The sequence below is a fragment of the Anaerosolibacter sp. genome, from assembly GCF_029240175.1.
Classification (GTDB): Bacteria; Bacillota; Clostridia; order Peptostreptococcales; family Thermotaleaceae; genus Anaerosolibacter.
In genome coordinates this window covers 1-18376 of record NZ_JARBTM010000008.1, presented here as the reverse complement: position 1 = coordinate 18376, position 18376 = coordinate 1, and the positions used below count along the sequence as shown (strand labels likewise).

The following is an 18376-nucleotide window of genomic DNA, read 5'->3' as shown; positions in this document are numbered from 1 at the left end:
TATTTTAGGCTACCTTACGTGGGTCCTTTCGCCTGCGACTGGCATGGACTTGCAACCACAGACCTAATTATATGCACGGTATATTATACTATGTTTTGAAGGTTTTTTCAAGCATCCTTCTTTTTCCTTATTACATATATAAATATGTATGCTAATAACCCGGAATGGTCACTGACCATTCCCTACAAGGAAATATATCTGTTAGGAACAGGCATGCATGTTCCGCAACACTACTAAATCATATAATCAAAATTCTTACCACTAGCTTCCTCTATGGGCTTATAGGCTAGTTTTGCATTGATTGAAGCATTGAATATCATCTGATCATTCTTATGCATTAGCCTAACTTGAACACCTACTGCTCCAGAGCCCACAGCATTTGCTGGTTTCACCCGTACTGGTTTAAATATAAACTCATTTTGATCTTTCTTAATTTCATTTTTCATTAAGAAATCCTGCTGATTTTTATGAATAGGGTCAATTCTTTGAATCCCATCCATTTTCTCTAATCTTCGTGGACTCATATATACATCCATATTATACATCTCTACCCCTCTAATATGCATCGACCCCATCCCCCTTTATATCCATTTCAATTCTACGAAAGACATTAGTATACCTGCCTTTCACATGGTAAATCGTTCACCAAATTCTTTGCTTAATCGACGAATTTCACTCGCTCATCTTTATAAGTATAAAATGGCAAGAGTTCATGTTCCAATATATATAGAATACGATGAATGTAAAAAAATAAAGGCCCTTTATGGGCCTTCAAGACTATTAATACTGTATTGGTTTATCATACATATATTAAAAAGCAAATCCTATTTTCCGTAGTAAACTACTTATCCCTATTATCCACAAAAACGCCTTGAACACCTTTATACTTATTTTTATAAGCAGAAGTAATTTTTGCACTGTGTTTTTCTGCCTTAATTTTTTTTAATTCTTCTTTCACCTTGCTAAAATCCTTGTTAAGTTTTTCCTTATTTATTTCATCTATTTCATTAATCTCTTTTAAAAGTTCCATAATAGCATTAATATGTGTTCTTAAGATATTAAGTACTGGATACTCTTTTATATTAGCTTCAGCAATAGTCTGAATACCTAATTTTTCTTTTAAATTGTTATACTTCTCAAGAAATTCTATATCTATTACATTTACATTGTGAATAATTTGCTGTTTTCTTTCAATGGCTGTCATTAGGGAATCCAATTGTTCATTATTAATTAAATTACTTTGAAGCGTAGTAACTCCTAGAAGTTCCTTGAGTGATTTTTGCTTTTGCAAAGAAAGATTAATCAACACTTCAACTAATGTATTAATATCCATAATTTTTCTCCATTATTCTTGTTTTGATAGTACCATAGCTTCTTTCCAAGTGTCCCTGAGTTGTGTAATTAAATCTAGAGCCTCTTGTAGGCATGCTCTTTCCTTTCGAATGTTGGCTTCCAATAAAAGTGTTAAAATGTAATTATATAGAGCACTTAATTGCTTAGAGATATCATAATTCATATCTAGCGTAATGTTTAACTCAGTTATTATATCTCTTGCCCTCAAGATAGAGTTATTTGCCTTTTCGATATTTTTCTCATCAATGCCTATAATTCCAAGATTAGTAAATTTAATGGCGCCATTGTATAGCATCAATGTCAACTCTTGGGGGGAAGCCTGCATAATATTATTCTGTTTGTACTGATTGTATGGATTCTTTAATGCCATACTTATCTCCTCCTACTTTTTACATACTGCCCATTTGCTGCATCATCCAAGAACTTTGAGCATTCATTTCTTGTATTGCCTTCTCCATAGCTGTAAATTTGCTCCAATAATGATTCTCTAATCGAATCAATCGGGCCTCTTCCCTATCAATTTGCTTGTCAAGAGTCGACATATCCTTATCAAGCATACTTGTACTACCCATGTTTGTAACAAAATCAATTAAAATATTACTTTTAACGCTTCGATATAAATCAGTGTTATTACCTGTTCCTGACTTATTGATAACTTCTTTCATTCCTACAACTATATCATCAAACATGCGATTGACTAATCCTGATTCTGCCCTCTTTTGTTGCTTTTCTGCATCTGTAAGTAAAGAATCCGCTTTGGTAATGGAAGATTCTTGAAACAGTAAACTAAGCACAGAATCTGGATCGTTCGTTATAGCTGTCCTTAAGCGATCTTCATTAATTTCCAGCTTTCCTTTACTTTTATAGTTCCCTGTTGTTATCCCAATATCAAATAGCTCATCATTTGGAGTAATTGGATTTCCGTCCAAGTCAACTACTTTTTCATATAAACCACTACGTACGTTCTGCATTGCTTTCTTAACAGAACTATCATTTTGAATTAAACCACTTTTCGCCTTCTCCTCCCAAAGCTCAATCTCTTTTTCGCTCATGGCTTCTTTTTGCTCTGCTGTAAGAGGAGGATATTTCCGATAACGTTCTTCCGACAGTTTGCTTCCAATTTTGTCAACTAAGTCGTTATACTTCTCAACAAAAAGTCTTATTTTATCCAAGATACCATCTACATCCGTTGAAACACTCACTGTTGTAGAACCTATTGACTTTAAATTATAGTTTACCCCGTTAATGCTAAATTGGTTACTTTGTTGTTCAATTCCTACTGCGGCGCCTACATCTAGTAGTGCATTCCCACCAGTATAAACCGCTCCGTCTCCAATATCTTGAAATACTCCCATAGTGTCTTTATATTGAAGCTTGAGTTTACTATTATTCCCTGTAAGAAAATCCATACCATCGCTTAATACACTATTATCTGTAATTTTTATCGTATTATTGGTCCCAGTGTCATTTGTTTGTAGAAAAAATCTGTCGGTATTAGCATCGTAGGACGCAGTCACGCCTATGTTGGCCTTATTGATCTCACTAGCAATATCACTAAGGGTTACTGTACTCAGATTAGTTTTATTGATTGTCACTGAACCCTTGTTAGTAGTTATTGTGAAATCTATGGTATCTCCATCATTTATACTAAATTGTGTAGCAATATTGGCTTTATCTCCTGTTGAAATACTAGAATTACTGGCTGAGTTCCATGCGCTTGCCAATTTATGTACATTAACAGCATAATTGCCGTTGGCAGCATCCGCCCTTGCAGAAACCTCTGCTACGCCCGTATTTGAGGAAGTTCCCTTCTTTACCCAAGTTTGAGATGCAGGTTTTTTCACCATTGAACCATAGGTATTTGTTTTTAATCCTAATTCTTTAGTTACATCTAAAATGAAGTTTGAAAAGTCCTTATTTACATTATGATATATATCCTTTCTCCACTCAATTAGCTGCTTGTTTTGCGAAAATTTATCTACCCTTGTCCGCTCGGCTTTCATTAGGTCCTTGATAATGTTCTCAGTATCAATACCCGTAGCCATACCAGATATTCGCATGCTGCTCATGAAAATCACTCCTCTCATTTGTAAAGGTGAGCTCTATATAAAATATGTACTAACCCCTCTTATCCATAAAAATCCCTGTTCGTTCCAACATAGCCGCCACCATGTCCAAGATTTTTTCTGCTGGAATCTCTCTAACTACTTCATTTGTCGTATTATTGATGATCTTAACCTGAATTTGCTTCGTCTTTTCATGAATAGAAAACTTTAGACTCGTATTTTCCATAATGAATTCATCATTTGATTTCTCTATTGCATCAATTAATTGCTTCTCTCCTGGAAATTTCTGGACATCAGCTTTTCCTTCTGCTTTTACATTTATTGGTCTTGATTCAGTTTGAACAGTATTGCCTGTTCCTACTGCCATGGTTTGCATTCCTAATCCTTCAACCTTCAAATTATTCACCACCTCAATTAGATTTCTAATAAGGATATCGGCTTGCTTTTACAAACTCTTTATATTTGCTTGTAGAATTTGGTCTTAAATTTTCATAATTTATAGCCTTTTGCCTTCAAAATCATTGAAGATAAGTGCATATAAATAGATAACTTGGTATATAGAAAAAGACCGCCGAAGCGGTTTTTTTCATATTATTTTATTTCAGTTTAATTTAACTTAAGATGAATCTAATTTTTGATCATAAGTAAAATATAACTCAAATCCATAAAATCATTTTCTTTGAGATAATCAACCATATCACCAATAAACTGGTGATTATGCTCTATTACTTTCGAAAAAGATTGAATTAATTTTACTACATGCTCCCTCGTAAAATCTGCTTTATGATAGGCTATCATTCCTATCAGATGCATCTTAATCAATGAATAATGGGTAACCATTAATACATAATTCTCAAATACATTTTCTATGCTGCTAACAGGAAATAATCCTTTAAATACATAGTTAACCAAATAATTTTCTAACATATATTCATGGGTTTCCATAAATGGCTTATAATACAGTTCGTAGGCTTTCGTATAGTTCGCAATTACGTCGGTATAGTCCAAGTTCGTTTTAGAATTCAATCCCCTGACAAATTCATTATAGCATTCCACAAATCTGATACTTGATAGTCCAGATTCTATCCTTCTATTAATCACTTGCTTCAATAATTCGAGCTGCACCGTTTCATTGGGTATGATTTCCCCTAATACAGCATCAAAAGCGCCCTTTTCTATAGCCTCTATATATTCTAAGACTAACTCAGGTATATCATCTAGCTTATCTTCCTGAATTAGTTCTTGTATGCTCTGATAAAAAATCCCTAATATAGCTAATCTCTCCCATAGCTTGTATTCTCTGGTCTGCAACACTTGAATGGTAAAGACTCTAAGCTCCAGTAAACACTGTTTTAATTTGCCTTGTCTCGTTATATTATTTGCTTCTATATTTTTGCCATAAATTCCTATTAAATCATTATCTTCTTCTGCTTGTTCAAATTCCATAACATTTTCGCTTAACAAAACTAATCGTGCAATTTCTGGGCAGGATAGGTTTGCCGATTTTTCGACTATCCCATTTACCTTGTTATAATTCCGAGGATAAATTCTACAAGTTGTTGATAAGAAATCTTCTCCCAATTTCCCATGAATCTCACATAACTTGTGAGCATCAAGAAATGGGCATGAACCATCCTCTCGTAGTTTAACCTTTGCATACTGTTCATCGGAAGGATTTTTGCGATTTCTGATAATACTCTCTTCAAACTTTCTTTTCAATTCATGGTTTCTACAATTATTATACTTTTTATAAGTTCTTTTATCGATCGTAATACCCCATTGGGCACAGCAGGTATCTTCACAACTAGATCCGATACATTTAAATTTTTTCATATATTGGGGAATAAGGACGATATTTTTGTTTGATGCTGCCACAATCTTCACACCTTCCGTTTGGTTCGTTGTCATCATTCTATATAATATTTTATTTCTTATATAAAAGAGCCAGAGTATTACCTCTGGCTCTTTTGGATTTTACTATCTTAATAACTGAAGTACTCCTTGTGGAGCTTGGTTTGCTTGTGCAAGCATTGCTTGAGAAGCTTGTAATAAAATGTTGTTCTTAGTAAATGCCATCATTTCTTTTGCCATATCTGTATCTCTTACTCGAGATTCAGCTGCTTGTAGGTTTTCAGTTGTTGTATCTAAGTTTCTAACTGTACTCTCAAGTCTGTTTTGCTGTGCTCCTAGTGTCGCTCTTTCAAGGTTTACTGCATCAATAGCCGCTTCAATATCTGCAGTTGCTGAAGCATTTGTCAATGCAGAAGCTGTAGAAACATCTGCACCTGTAATTGTCAATGTCACAGTGTCATCATCAGAAATTACGATATCAAATGTATTAGCAGTGTTAAGAACAGCAGTACCATTGAATTCTGTATTTGTTTCAATGCTGCCAATTTCTGCAATTAATTCGTCCATTTCTAAGTCAATGTTCGCCTTGTCTTCCGCATTGTATGTACCAGAAGCCTTTTGTACTGCTAACTCCTTAAGTCTTACTAGCATGTTAGATACTTCGTTCATAGCACCTTCAGCTGTTTGGATTAAAGAGATACCATCTTGTGCATTTCTAGAAGCTTGCGCTAGACCTCTGATTTGACCTCTCATCTTTTCAGAGATAGAAAGACCAGCAGCATCGTCAGCCGCTCTGTTGATTCTGAAACCTGAAGAGAGTTTTTCCATTGTCTTGCTAGCGCCAGCCGTGCTAACGCCCATTTGACGATGTGTGTTCATTGCCATTAAGTTATTTGCTATTCTCATTTTGTATTCCTCCTTGATTTTTATGGATTAGGCATCCTTGCCTTTGATAACGATTAAAACACTTCATCAACTTTTCTTGAGTCGGCCGCCCCAAAATTGATTGATGATTTTTCTTTACAACTATATTATCGGATGGATTTTATAGAACTTTAGCGTTTTTTTGAAACTTTTTTTTATTTTTTCAGAAGATTTTTAAGTGCTATCATGTCTAGGCTTCTGGATACTGCAGCTTTATTCTCAGCTTGTATTTCATCATAGACTTCTTTCCTATAAATATTAATTTCCTTAGGAGCAGATATGCCAAGTTTTACTTTACCTTCTTCACTAGCAACTACAGTGATTTCGATTTGTCCATCTATGATAATACTTTCATTATGTTTCCTCGTCAATACCAGCATCGTCTCGCCTCCTACTCTATGTTTCCATCTATGCTTTGTTGAAAAATAAAATGCTTTACTGGATAATTACCGGATTCAATAATAATTTGCGCTCCCTTTTTCTTGTTTGTATTAATAATAATCGGACCACTTAAGTTAATGGTCATCTCTCGAATATCCTCAGGGACTACTGCAATGGAATAAATCATTACATCGTCAATATTTTCAATCTCTAACCTCTGAATCGTATGTTTGGGAATATCAAACTCATAAGTTGATTTAAATAAAAAAGGATTAGTAATCACAAATGCTAGCCAAGGCTCATCCACAGACTGGAGCCAATGGAATGGTAGTTCAGGATCGGGGTTTTTAATCACAACATATTTATCAATTGTCTCAAACCCTAGTAATCCATTTTTAAAGGTTATGATGTCATCCACTCGAATGTCAATTTCTCCAAAATCTTTCGTTTGAATCAGCATACTTTTGATTCCCCCTATTCTATCTAATATCATTCGATAATCATTCTTTAAAAGACTCAAGCTATTCAAAAAGGGAAGAATTGTTTCTCCCCTTAGTTTAGCCAGTAACGTTCAGTTTATTTCCAACGTATTCAACATTTATACTGTTCTTTTGCTTAAGGTAGTGCTCTATCTTGCCTGGTATAAAGTCAATAATAGGTTTATTTACTTTTACCTCCAGGTTAATCCTTCCCTCTCTGATCGTGATATCTACCGTTCCTCCAGTGAAATCAATCTTAGGTCTGCTCATAGGAATCAAGCCAATATTCACTTCCACATCATCCCATGCATAGGCATTCTCCTCCGCCTGACTTGGAATAGGATCATATCCGCTATGTATGGAAGACATTTCATTACCCTGTCTCACAATTCGCTCTAAGCTCTGCATTAGTTTTTGCTGCGCAAAATCCCTGTTTTCAGTTGTAAGCTGAAATATATCCTTAAGGCCCGCTTCGGCAAAGCACTGCCTTTGGTCAATGACCACCTGTCCATGTTCTGTTTGCATTTCCAATCGAGGATGTTCAATATTTAGCTCCATATCCGCTTTAGGTTGTTGAATTTCTAATTTACCGGGTATTCTACGAATATCCAACAGGGCTGATGTCGTTGTTATGCGTAAATCCATAGTTGCACCCCCAAATCAACAGATACGATAATTATTTAATAAAATCAATAAGTGTAGGCTGAATCGCCTTTGCGCCTGTAGATAGAGATGCCCTATAAATATTCTCATCATTCTTAAACTGCATGATCACTTCTGCCATGTCTGCATCTTCATTTTTTGATAATAGTCCTGTAACATTAACTATATCTTTTTGTATGCGATTTAAGGTTAATTCGGCGCGATTCACTTTTGATCCTACTTCACCTCTAATACTAAGTATATTCTCTAAGTGCTTATCCAATCTTTTCCCAGAAGTTTGTATTCTAGCAGGATCATTAACACCTAGTGCATTACTTAAATCTTCAAAAACAGATAACAACTCTGCTTGGTTACCGATTACTGCTTCGCCAGTATCCACCGAAACTCCGTCTAAGCTAGTATACGGGGGAGCTACTTCAGCTGTTCTTCCAAATAATTTATGCCCTAATATATTTATATCAATGGTATCTCCAATACCAACTTCGAACATCATCTTTTCATTATTACTCGTGTCAATTGTGTACAGTCCATTTACATCCAATAGAGACTGATTTGTTTTAAACCCTGTAAAAATATGCTTACCTGCAAAAGTGGTGTTTGCTATTTTAATCAATTGCTCTTTCAACTGATCAATCTCTTGTTTTCCACTCACTCTATCAGCATCAGAATAGGTACCACTTCCTAATTGTACAGATAATTCTTTAGCTCTATGAATGATTTCCTGCACATCTTCTATTGCAGATTCAGTGATTTCAAGCCATGAAATAGCATCCTCACTATTCCGCTTGTACTGTTGCAACTCCGAGATAGCTGTATTTAGGCCAAGACTTTTAGACACTCCTACCGGATTATCAGATGGAACATTAAAATTTTTACCAGTAGCTAATTTCATCTGATGCTTATCTAGTCTACGAAGGTTGTTATTTAAATTCTGAAGCATTTTGCTGTTCATCATACTGTTCGTGATTCTCACACTTAACACCCCAATCCTGGTTTTCTACTATTACTTCATCTGGCTACTATCTTCCAACAACGCCCATGCCATTGATGATCTTATCCAGCATTTCATCTATTGTCGTGATCATCCTAGCTGATGCATTATAGGAGTGTTGAAACTTCACCATATTTGCCATTTCTTCATCTAGGGATACTCCCGAGATAGACTGTCTGCTATTATTAATCTGATTCAGTAGCACCTGTTGATTATCAGTCATACGAATGGCTTCCTGGGCATCAACGCCAAGATTAGAGATTAGAGACTTAAAGTAATCATCAGGACTACCCCATGTAAACATTCCTACATCATGGCGCATATCTAGTAAAGCCAATGCATTACTTCCATCACCTGGTAACCCACTTAGTGGAGGTGCTCCCCCGCTGTTACTTAAGGCTGCTGCGATATTATTTAAATTACTTTCTATCGCAGTAGAAATGTTAATCTGATCTGCATTAATGATGCTTGTCTCATACCAAGATGTACCTACTTTAAAGACGGTCATTCCCGAATTGGCTGCTTCAAATTTTGCTATTTTTTCTTCATCAGACGTACCTAACGCGTTTACTGCTGCTGTCACATCATTTAATGCACCATTTGGGTAATTAAAAAAGTCAATACCATCATCTGCACCGGAAAGTCCATAACCTAACCTATGCTGCTGATTAAACCTGGCAGCAAAAACAGTGGTAAATTTGTTCAATTGATCCATATAATACGGAATACCCTTTTCATTTCCATTCATGTTGTCCCGCATATCCAATATTCCTTTAAGCTTACCAGACCTACAGCTAAAGGATGATCCATTTTCCCACTTCACATCTAATAAATCTTTATTATCGACATAATTTTTTTCCGTTGTTCTCTTCACAGTAACCAACTTTTCATGGTTAAAATGCGATACTAGTCCTATCCCATTAATTGCTATCTTAAATTTTCCATCTGTACTTTCCTGCACTTCGATATCAACTAATTCTGACAACTGATCAACCAATAGGTTTCTTTGATCTCTTAGATCATTGGCATGGCTGCCGTCTAACTCGAATTGAAATATTTGTTTATTTAGATTTGCAATCTGCTCCGCATAGCCATTAATTTGATCAACAGTTGTTTTCACTTCAAAATCCATATTTTTCTGCATATCTTTTAATTGCGTATACATGTGGTTTAAAGTATTCGATAACGCAATTCCCCTTTGTCTTACCTGAGCCCTTACCGTGAGGTTATCTGCATTGTTTCCCTTGCTCAATTCTTGTAGAGCGGTATAAAACTCGTCCATAACTTGTCGTATTCCACTATCAGATGGTTCATTCAATATCGCCTCAATTTGTTGAAGAGAACCTGCTCTAGTATCCCATTGTCCAGAAGTAGTATTCTCCTGTCTGTATTTAAAATCCAAAAATTGATCTCTCATTTGTTGAATGCTATGGGTATCAACACCCGTACCAATCATACCTTGTCCACCTGGTAGAGTCATAGGATTTGATGAAGTCACATTTAATCGTTGTCTCGTATACCCTGGTGTATTGGCATTGGAAATATTATGTCCTGTTATATCAAGGGCTCTTTGACTGGCAAAGAGTCCAGAACGTGCTATATTAAATCCAAAAAATGTTGATCGCATTGCAATCCCCCTTATATCTTTGCATCGAAAATGTTTGGTTTTATCTTTAAATCTTTTTCATTCGCTTTGTTCCCATAGGTGCTGCCCTTAGGCTGGGCACTGGTAATCAAGTTCATGTTGTATTCAACGTATTCCAATGCTTGCTGCAGTAATTCACTATTTAGTTCGTTGGCATTTTTTGTTTCTTCCAGTAAAGCGGCCAGCTGATCCTTCAGCTTTAAAATCGTCGATCGATTTGGTTCATCTATGAGGTTTGCTAGTTCCGTTATGTTTTCAACATTGGATACCTTTTTTTCCAATAAAATATTGCCAATGATGGCGATTCGGATTTGATCTACTTTTCCCATGTTCACAATCATGTTTTGTTCTAGCTTCGTAATATGATCTATTTCTTTGATATCGCCCTTGATAACAGCTGTTTTTTTCTTGCTTGCTAAATTAAGATAATCTTTATATAAGTCACACTCTTGTTTCAACACTGCAATCAATTGTTCAATGGACTTTGACATGACGCTCCTCCTTATTCATAGACGAAGTTGAAGGCAGGATGCCTTCAACTTATAGGACTAGATCTTTCGATCAAATATACTATGTACAACTTCTTCCGCAGAGGGATTATAGTTTCCGGACTGGATCTGTCTCGTAACTTCGTCCACCTTGTTCTGTCTTATCTCCGGCAGCTTCTTATAAGCATTTAATGCTACTTGAAATTCCCTAGCCGTTTCAGATATCTCTACCTTATCATTTTCTTGCTTCAGCTTGGAAGTCTTTTCAACACCTTCTAGCTTTTTCTTATAAGCACCCAATACCTTTTGTACATTTGTATTATTTGTGATTTTCATAAAAACACCCCACTTTTACCGATTCTTCTATTCCTAGTATCGGCAAAAGCAGGGTATCACTTTACGCTTTTTAAAAAAATTATCTTCTCTTGTTCAACTCAGCAGTAAACATCCTATTTCCAGCAGGCTTTTGTTTCTCAACAGACTTCGTAAATCCACTTTTTAGCTCGGTTTCAATCTCATGGGCACAAGGATCACAGAACCGGCCTGTCTTGATGGCAACACCGCAGCGTTCGCAGTCTAGCACTAAGGAACCACCTTCTCCAGTGATTTCAAGCTTTCCTTGTCGTAGATAGCGTAGTACACGGTCATCCTCTACCCCAGTTTCCTCACAAACCTCTGTGATCGTACAACCAGGATGGTCATATACATATTCCTTTACAATCTTAAACAGTTCATCATCTTCTCTGGCACATTTGGCACATATCTTGGTTATCCCAGTATATTGAAACATCTTTCCACACTGCTTACAATTTCTGATATCTCCCATATCTTATCCTCCCTTTATGGCGGTCAGCCGTCAATATCATATGCTAAAAAATCTATTTCATAAAGGGATCAAAGTCCCTTCTGCCTTTCGATATACTTAAATAATTCTACATTTTTCTACAAATTCCTTCCCGTAGCAAAGGTCATAAAATTGATTTCCTTTGGTTTTGCTTTCCCCAATTCCTTTGCACAGGCATCAATGGTACTGCCTGTAGTATATATATCGTCTAAAATTAAAACTTTTTTATTAGTAAATTTCTCGTTTTCCATCATCTGAAATGCATTTTTGAGATTCTCTTTTCGCTCTTCCTTATTCAACTTGTTCTGGGTTTCTGTTTCCCTTGTCCGGAGAATAATCCTGCATTCCACTGGAACGCCAATAAATTTTCCCACATATTTCGCGATGAGGGCAGATTGATTAAATCCACGCTCCCTTTCCTTCCTTGGATGTAAAGGGATGGGTATGATCACATCAGGTTTATCCCAGCCAAGTTTCACAAAGCGCGCTGTCATCATCTCCGCCATATGATAAGCCAAATATCTTTTATTATAGTATTTTAAATCATAAACCAGCTTTTTTATCTTGTCATCGTATTCCACACAGGAAAAACCCTTTGTGAAATAGTGGTCATTCTGTATGCAGTCAGGGCATTTCTGAGGTAGATACATGGATTCTAAAGGTTTACCACATTTCTCACAAAATCTAGCGGTGATAAACTTAACCTCTTCACGGCAGTCAGTACATAGAGAATATGGGTCTGTCTTTTCAATCGCCTCACCACAGAGAATACAATGGATGTTTCGGGGATAAACAAAATCAAGAAGTGTCTCGAGCAAATCATTGACCATGGTTTTATACCCCATTGAAATCCTCCTTAATCGCTACTCGCTATTCGCTGCTAGCTACTCGCCCAACATACCAAGAATGAAAAACCAGTTATTGATAAGCGATCTGCCTAAGCTCCTTTAATTCTTAATTTTGAGGGACTGAAGTCCCTTCTACGCTTGTAATAGGCATGCCTATTACACAGTTTCTTTGCCAAGCTTTTTAAAATCATTTCCCAGAAGCGAGTGGCGAGCAGCGAGTAGCGCTTCCTACGCAATGATCTTATCACCGCCCATGGCCTTTCCTTTATACATACGGACATCGGCGATGTCCACTAGGTTGACAATATCATTGGAGCAATCCGGATAACAAGAGATACCTATACTTACCGTAATATCTACATCTTCCCCACGGAGCTGATCAATCATATTCGTTGTTTTCTTCACATTACCTCGAATACGATCTGCTACCTTAGAGGCTGTTTCATGATCTGCATTTGGCAGGATCACGGCAAACTCTTCCCCTCCATATCGCGCTGCATAATCCGTCTCCCGAATGCTTCCCTTTATGGTTTCTGCAATCTGTACCAGCACTTGATCTCCTACCACATGGCCATATTGGTCGTTGAATGCCTTAAATCGATCAATATCAATCATCAACAGATACAGTTGATATCCCGTTCTCTTTGCATCGAGAATTTCCTGCTTTAAACGATCATAGAATTGCTTATGGTTATACAGTCCTGTAAGTCCGTCCATAATCGCTTTCGTGTGAATCTGCTGATAGAGCTTATCATTTTCTAAGATCATTCCAATCCTAGAGCCCATCATATCCAATAGATCGATGTCCTCGGAGGAATAATGTTTGTCCTTTGTATCATATATACTCAAGGTGCCAATGACCTTATTTCTCAAATATAAAGGGATGACTGTAACGGTCTCAAGCTTTCCATCAAATAACCGTTGATAAATTGCTAGATTCCCAATATCCTTACAAGTAATCTGTCCTCTGTTCTCAATCACTTCACCTTCGATCCCCTCACTTTTCCTCAAGGTAAAGTTATTGATGACCTCCTTTGATAAACCATATCCTGCCTTTGCTGTCAGGCGCTCTTGCTCCTCATCATAAAGCATGATTAAACACATGGCGGCATCAATGGTCTCCCCTACGATAACTGATATCTTATCCAATATCTCTTCCGTCCCTGGAAAATAATCTATCATTTTGCTAATCTTATATAAAGCATCCAATTCCCTTACCTTATGATCCAGCTTACTTTTTTGCGTTTTTTCCATGCGTATAAAATAGCCAATCACCATAGCCCCGCCATAAGCATAGCTGTGGATAATGAAATTATCTAAAACATATGCTTGAGAGAAAACAACCTTCAGGGCAATCACAAAACTTAGTCCCAGCATCAGCAGCCCTGCATAGGGCGATAGCAGCACTGTGGATGAAAGAATAATGAAAAAGTGAAACAATGTATAGGATAAATTTGTATATCCTCCTATATAGTATAACAAAATACTAAAGAGTATAAAGTTTCCTATGATTTTTATCCAGGCTCGGTTCATTCGGCTGCCTCTGGGCATTTCTTTAACACCCAGCATATAGTTCAAAAGAATCCATATGGGCAGCAAAGTTCCCACAATACCTAGACTCCAGTCTCGAATATTCACCAGGTTTAATCCAAGTACAATGGCAAAGGTTATAAGCATAAAAAATTTAAAATACGCTCCATAACCAAACTCCTTTTTCATCCACAACACCCCCCATCCTAAGATATGTGAATATTTTATCACAATTTGTAAAATTTTCCTACAATACGAACAAATTTTTCTAGAACTCGATAAGATTTTCTGTTAAGAATCGTTTTAATCTAGTTCCCAAACCTGAATTTCGCCTGATAATTCTATTGTTATTCACCATTTCCTTTAGGTTACCCTCTATCCCTACCAGAACTACCAACTCCTTGGCCCGGGTTACAGCGGTATACAGGAGATTCCTTGTCAAGAGCATAGGCGGCCCCCAGCATACAGGCATCACCACCACTGGAAATTCACTTCCCTGACTCTTGTGGATGGTAATGCAATAGGCCAGTTCTAGTTCCTCCAGTTGGGAGAAATCATATTTCACCAGCTTTTCTTCGTCGAAAAGCACTACCATTTCTCGCTCTTCATGATCTATCTGTTGAATATATCCAAAGTCTCCATTAAAGACCCCTTCACCCTCTGTTTCATCCTCGACCTTTTTCCATTTCAAATTATAATTATTTTTCATCTGCATCACCTTATCCCCAACCCGAAATCGCTTGTCCTTCATTTCCTTTTCCTCTTTACTGATATGGGGTGGATTTAGGATCTCCTGCAGCTCATTGTTCATCTGATACATGCCCACCTGTCCTTTTTTCATGGGGGTGAGAACCTGTATGTCTTTGATAGGATCAAAATTATTGTATTTAGGCAAACGCTCCTTACATAAACCTTTAATGGTTTGCGCAATCTGTTCCTGACTCTTTTTACCAATAAAATAGAAGTCCTTATCCTTACTATTGATATGGGGGAACTGCCCCTTATTGATTCTATGGGCATTGACGATGATCATACTCTCCTGGGCTTGTCTAAAAATTTGATCCAGCTTCACCACGGGGATGATTTGACTATCGATGATATCTCTCAATACATTTCCAGGTCCCACTGAAGGCAGCTGATCCACGTCCCCCACCAAGATCACCCTGGTTCCAGGGGTAATGGCCTTCATCAAAGCCTTCATCAATAAAATATCTACCATGGACATCTCGTCGATGATTACCACATCCACCGGCAAAGGCTCCTCTTCATTTTTGGTAAAGCCCATGGCGGCGTCATCTTCCCCAAAGGAATATTCCAGCAGCCTGTGAATGGTCTTTGCCTCTCTTCCCGTGGCTTCACTCATCCTTTTTGCCGCTCTTCCCGTAGGCGCAGCTAAGGCCATGGTCAAATTTTGGTTTTCAAATATTTTGATGATGCTATTGATGGTTGTGGTCTTTCCTGTACCTGGACCACCCGTGATGACCAGCACACCATTTTTGCAAGCAGCTTCTATGGCTGTCCTTTGATTCTCTGCCAACTCAATTCCGCTGTTTTTTTCAAGACTGTCTATTTCAGCCGTTAACCCATCCGTTAAGTTATCGATCTCACCTTGTCCAAGCTCCACCAATTTCTTACATACATATAGCTCAGCGTAGTAGTAGGGCATCCCAAATACTACAATCTCCCCCTCAAGGTTCTCCAACTGAATATCATAATTCAGGGCAAGGTTGGTGATACCCTCCTCCACCAGATTTCGATGGACTTCCAGCATCTTTGCTGTAGATCCAATCAGTTCTTCCCGCTGCATATAGGTATGCCCTTCAAGGCTGTATTGTCCCAACATATATTTAATCCCACACATCACCCTGTAAGGGGATTGAGGGTCTATACCCATCCGTTTGGCAATGGTGTCAGCCATCTTGAATCCTATGCCAATAATATCATCGGCCAGTCGATATGGATTCTCCTTGATACGTCCTATTGCTTCGTCACCATAGCGCTTATAGATCTTCACCGCATAATTTGGTGTTACCCCAAACTGCTGAAGAAACAGCATCACTTCTCGAAGCTCCCGCTGCTCTTGAAAGGCTTCTGCAATCATATTGGCCTTGGCCTGTCCAATCCCCTCGATCTTCATAAGCATATGGGGATTGTACTGAATCACGTCTAAAGCATCCTTCCCAAACTGATCCACAATTTTTTTTGCAGTCTTTGCACCTATACCTTTGATTACCCCTGAAGCCAGATAATTTTCAATGCCTTCAAGGGTCGTAGGAGTAACCTGTCTGTAAGATGCAATCTCTAACTGCTCACCATAGACAGGATGCTGAATCCACTTACCTTGAACAGCAAGACTCTCCCCTTGATTCATCATGGGCATATAACCCACAATGGTCACGGGTTTTTCATCTGTGTCCAGGACACCTACGATATAGCCATTGGCATCATTGCGAAAAATAATCTCTGCTAATATTCCTTGGATTTCTACAGACATAGCTTCCTCCTGATGGACTTTAATAGTACTATTATAGCACAATGTGTGCATTCAAAAACCATATACATTTGAGATAACTCATGGTAAACTAGGTTTTATGAATGAGTGATGTATTTGCTTTTTTTAGAAAAGACTATAACTTTTTTTCAAACATTTGCCGAAATATAATATAGTCATTATAATAATCTTCTAGTATTATACAATCCTTTATTGTTGGGAGAGAAATCCATGAGTCTAAAGGTTACAGATATCAATAAGCAAAATGTCTTTGGAAAAACCATGTCCAGGGAACCTGCTAGAGCTGAAAAGGATTTTGGTTCCAGCTTTGAAGTACGTCTAAAGCAGCTAAAAGGCAATACTGTTCCAGAAAAATTGACCAATTTGCTGGCAGATATCGACCAACAAGCCGATAAATTTAATGAAAAGCTCTATTTGGGAGATTTGATACAGTACAAAAAGCTCGTTCAAAACTTTCTAGATGTGGCTGTTCGTAACACCTATCAATTTTCCAAAGAGAGCTTTCTGGATCGTCGTGGGAGACATAGGGTTTTCTCCATCGTCAAAGAAGTCAATCGAGAGCTAGAAAGCCTAACCAAAGATTTCCTCAGTAATGAAAAAGACAATATTCGTATTCTTAAAAAAGTTGATGACATCCGCGGTTTACTCATCGATACATTCATGTAATCCTAAAGGCCTTAAGGGCCTTTTTTTACTAAACTCTTCTTCAGCACCGCGATTAGCTCAAGAACCTCCTTCTTCAACAATTCTATATCTCCCTTTGTTGCTGGTGTATGATACAGTTCGTAAAACTCATGAACCCTATCATAACCCTCTTGATCATCTCCGAATAAGGAATACTGCCTAGCAATAAGCCGTGCATTATTTACATGCTGATATACAGTTCTGAGTCGGTGCATGCATTCAATCTCTGCGCCATTTTTCAATACAAACACCGTATTTTCGTCCTTACCTTGAATAACCTCTATGCCATGTAGATTGATATAACCACATGCCCCATCATTAGCAAACATTGGTTTTCTAACCTTTACAGGTATCAAGAGCAGATCCTTATGGATAGGCAGGGGTACACTGAGCCTTTGGTTGATCATCTTTCCGTACTTTTCTCTGCAGTGCTCTATGTGAACTGCGTAATGCTTACAAATAGATTTAAGAACCGTTTTCACAACCCGACTATCGATATAGATGCTTCCATCAGCTCCAATGATTTTGGTAACATTTCCCTTTGATGGCATATAGGTTGGCTCCAATGCATAGATTCCTTTTTCAAGGATCTGATCAAATTTCATAAGTTTTCACCCCACTATCAGAACATATGTTTGGTTACGTTTTATTATATCCTATTCTTTTTTATATGTCCAATGAAAAAGGGGATGTTTTCCAATTAAATGAAAACATCCCCTTTTCTCCTTATTTCATGGCTGTCACCGCTTTGGCCAGCTCATGAATGCTCGCACTGAGATACTCTAATTTTCCCTCGATTCTAACCAATAGATACACTGAAACGGCAATAGGGAATCCCAGATTGGCAATCTGACTATAGACCTCTTCCACGGTATTTCACCTCCTTATTAAGGATTGAGGCTAAGGTTGAGGTTGAGTACTCTTAGGTGCCACTCTGTTAGTCCATTTCTTTTAACCTTAACCTTAGCCTTAACCTGCTTCTAAAATTTAGCCTCTAATAAAATACTCGAGGAAATCCCCAATGTCATTAAGTTAAGACATTGTGAGTAGATGCCTAAAAGAACAGAGTACGTAGAAATTACGTACTCTGTTCTTTTAGGAAAAAATTTAAAAAGTG

Annotated in this window: 21 protein-coding genes; 1 reads left to right on the top strand and 20 read right to left on the bottom strand. The window is 37.4% G+C overall.

The features are described from left to right. Window positions 1–233: 233 nt before the first annotated feature. The 18 genes from K0R93_RS07375 to recD2 all read right to left on the bottom strand — a co-directional run bounded on the left by K0R93_RS07375 (window position 234) and on the right by recD2 (window position 16557). Window positions 234–566: a hypothetical protein gene (locus tag K0R93_RS07375; protein ID WP_300299528.1), complete on the bottom strand. Its 333-nt coding sequence runs from the start codon at window positions 564–566 to the stop codon at window positions 234–236. A gap of 275 nt (window positions 567–841) precedes the next feature. Continuing rightward, complete coding sequence (flgN, locus tag K0R93_RS07370) at window positions 842–1333, bottom strand: flagellar export chaperone FlgN (RefSeq protein ID WP_300299526.1); 492 nt, start codon at window positions 1331–1333, stop codon at window positions 842–844. 12 nt (window positions 1334–1345) lie between these two features. Continuing rightward, on the bottom strand, window positions 1346–1723 hold the full coding sequence (fliS, locus tag K0R93_RS07365; protein ID WP_300299524.1) for a flagellar export chaperone FliS: 378 nt from the start codon (window positions 1721–1723) through the stop codon (window positions 1346–1348). 19 nt (window positions 1724–1742) lie between these two features. After that, on the bottom strand, window positions 1743–3422 hold the full coding sequence (fliD, locus tag K0R93_RS07360; protein ID WP_300299522.1) for a flagellar filament capping protein FliD: 1680 nt from the start codon (window positions 3420–3422) through the stop codon (window positions 1743–1745). A gap of 49 nt (window positions 3423–3471) precedes the next feature. Further along, the gene (locus K0R93_RS07355; RefSeq protein ID WP_300299520.1) at window positions 3472–3816 is read right to left on the bottom strand and encodes a flagellar protein FlaG; all 345 of its coding nucleotides are present in this window, start codon (window positions 3814–3816) and stop codon (window positions 3472–3474) included. Between the two features lie 230 nt (window positions 3817–4046). Then, window positions 4047–5327, bottom strand: a complete 1281-nt coding sequence (gene fliB, locus K0R93_RS07350; protein WP_300299518.1) for a flagellin lysine-N-methylase — start codon at window positions 5325–5327, stop codon at window positions 4047–4049. Between the two features lie 69 nt (window positions 5328–5396). After that, window positions 5397–6176 carry a flagellin N-terminal helical domain-containing protein gene (locus K0R93_RS07345; protein ID WP_300299516.1) on the bottom strand — a complete coding sequence of 260 codons (780 nt, stop codon included), beginning with the start codon at window positions 6174–6176 and terminating at the stop codon, window positions 5397–5399. A gap of 173 nt (window positions 6177–6349) precedes the next feature. Beyond that, window positions 6350–6574: a carbon storage regulator CsrA gene (gene csrA, locus K0R93_RS07340; RefSeq protein WP_300299514.1), complete on the bottom strand. Its 225-nt coding sequence runs from the start codon at window positions 6572–6574 to the stop codon at window positions 6350–6352. Between the two features lie 11 nt (window positions 6575–6585). After that, window positions 6586–7035: a flagellar assembly protein FliW gene (fliW, locus tag K0R93_RS07335; protein WP_300299512.1), complete on the bottom strand. Its 450-nt coding sequence runs from the start codon at window positions 7033–7035 to the stop codon at window positions 6586–6588. A gap of 97 nt (window positions 7036–7132) precedes the next feature. Continuing rightward, complete coding sequence (locus tag K0R93_RS07330) at window positions 7133–7699, bottom strand: DUF6470 family protein (protein WP_300299510.1); 567 nt, start codon at window positions 7697–7699, stop codon at window positions 7133–7135. Window positions 7700–7730: 31 nt separating this feature from the next. Continuing rightward, window positions 7731–8690 (bottom strand): flagellar hook-associated protein FlgL, encoded by a 960-nt coding sequence (gene flgL / locus K0R93_RS07325; RefSeq protein WP_300299508.1) that lies wholly within the window; start codon window positions 8688–8690, stop codon window positions 7731–7733. A 46-nt stretch (window positions 8691–8736) separates the two neighbouring features. Next, the gene (flgK, locus tag K0R93_RS07320) at window positions 8737–10335 is read right to left on the bottom strand and encodes a flagellar hook-associated protein FlgK (RefSeq protein ID WP_300299506.1); all 1599 of its coding nucleotides are present in this window, start codon (window positions 10333–10335) and stop codon (window positions 8737–8739) included. 11 nt (window positions 10336–10346) lie between these two features. After that, window positions 10347–10844: a flagellar protein FlgN gene (locus K0R93_RS07315; protein ID WP_300299505.1), complete on the bottom strand. Its 498-nt coding sequence runs from the start codon at window positions 10842–10844 to the stop codon at window positions 10347–10349. A gap of 57 nt (window positions 10845–10901) precedes the next feature. Further along, window positions 10902–11177: a flagellar biosynthesis anti-sigma factor FlgM gene (locus K0R93_RS07310; RefSeq protein WP_300299503.1), complete on the bottom strand. Its 276-nt coding sequence runs from the start codon at window positions 11175–11177 to the stop codon at window positions 10902–10904. A gap of 79 nt (window positions 11178–11256) precedes the next feature. Further along, entirely contained in the window at window positions 11257–11667 is a 411-nt protein-coding gene (locus K0R93_RS07305) for a MerR family transcriptional regulator (protein ID WP_300299501.1), read from the bottom strand. 116 nt (window positions 11668–11783) lie between these two features. Further along, window positions 11784–12530, bottom strand: a complete 747-nt coding sequence (locus K0R93_RS07300) for a ComF family protein (RefSeq protein WP_300299499.1) — start codon at window positions 12528–12530, stop codon at window positions 11784–11786. A 231-nt stretch (window positions 12531–12761) separates the two neighbouring features. Next, on the bottom strand, window positions 12762–14252 hold the full coding sequence (locus K0R93_RS07295; RefSeq protein ID WP_300299497.1) for a sensor domain-containing diguanylate cyclase: 1491 nt from the start codon (window positions 14250–14252) through the stop codon (window positions 12762–12764). Window positions 14253–14331: 79 nt separating this feature from the next. After that, entirely contained in the window at window positions 14332–16557 is a 2226-nt protein-coding gene (gene recD2 / locus K0R93_RS07290; protein ID WP_300299495.1) for an SF1B family DNA helicase RecD2, read from the bottom strand. A 228-nt stretch (window positions 16558–16785) separates the two neighbouring features. On the opposite strand from recD2, the gene K0R93_RS07285 reads away from it, so the two are divergent. Continuing rightward, window positions 16786–17241 (top strand): YaaR family protein, encoded by a 456-nt coding sequence (locus K0R93_RS07285; RefSeq protein WP_300299493.1) that lies wholly within the window; start codon window positions 16786–16788, stop codon window positions 17239–17241. An 11-nt stretch (window positions 17242–17252) separates the two neighbouring features. On the opposite strand, the gene K0R93_RS07280 is transcribed toward K0R93_RS07285, so the two are convergent. Then, window positions 17253–17864 carry a hypothetical protein gene (locus K0R93_RS07280; RefSeq protein ID WP_300299491.1) on the bottom strand — a complete coding sequence of 204 codons (612 nt, stop codon included), beginning with the start codon at window positions 17862–17864 and terminating at the stop codon, window positions 17253–17255. A gap of 121 nt (window positions 17865–17985) precedes the next feature. Next, window positions 17986–18129, bottom strand: coding sequence for a YvrJ family protein (locus K0R93_RS07275; RefSeq protein ID WP_300299489.1), 144 nt, complete (start codon window positions 18127–18129; stop codon window positions 17986–17988). Window positions 18130–18376: the final 247 nt, after the last annotated feature.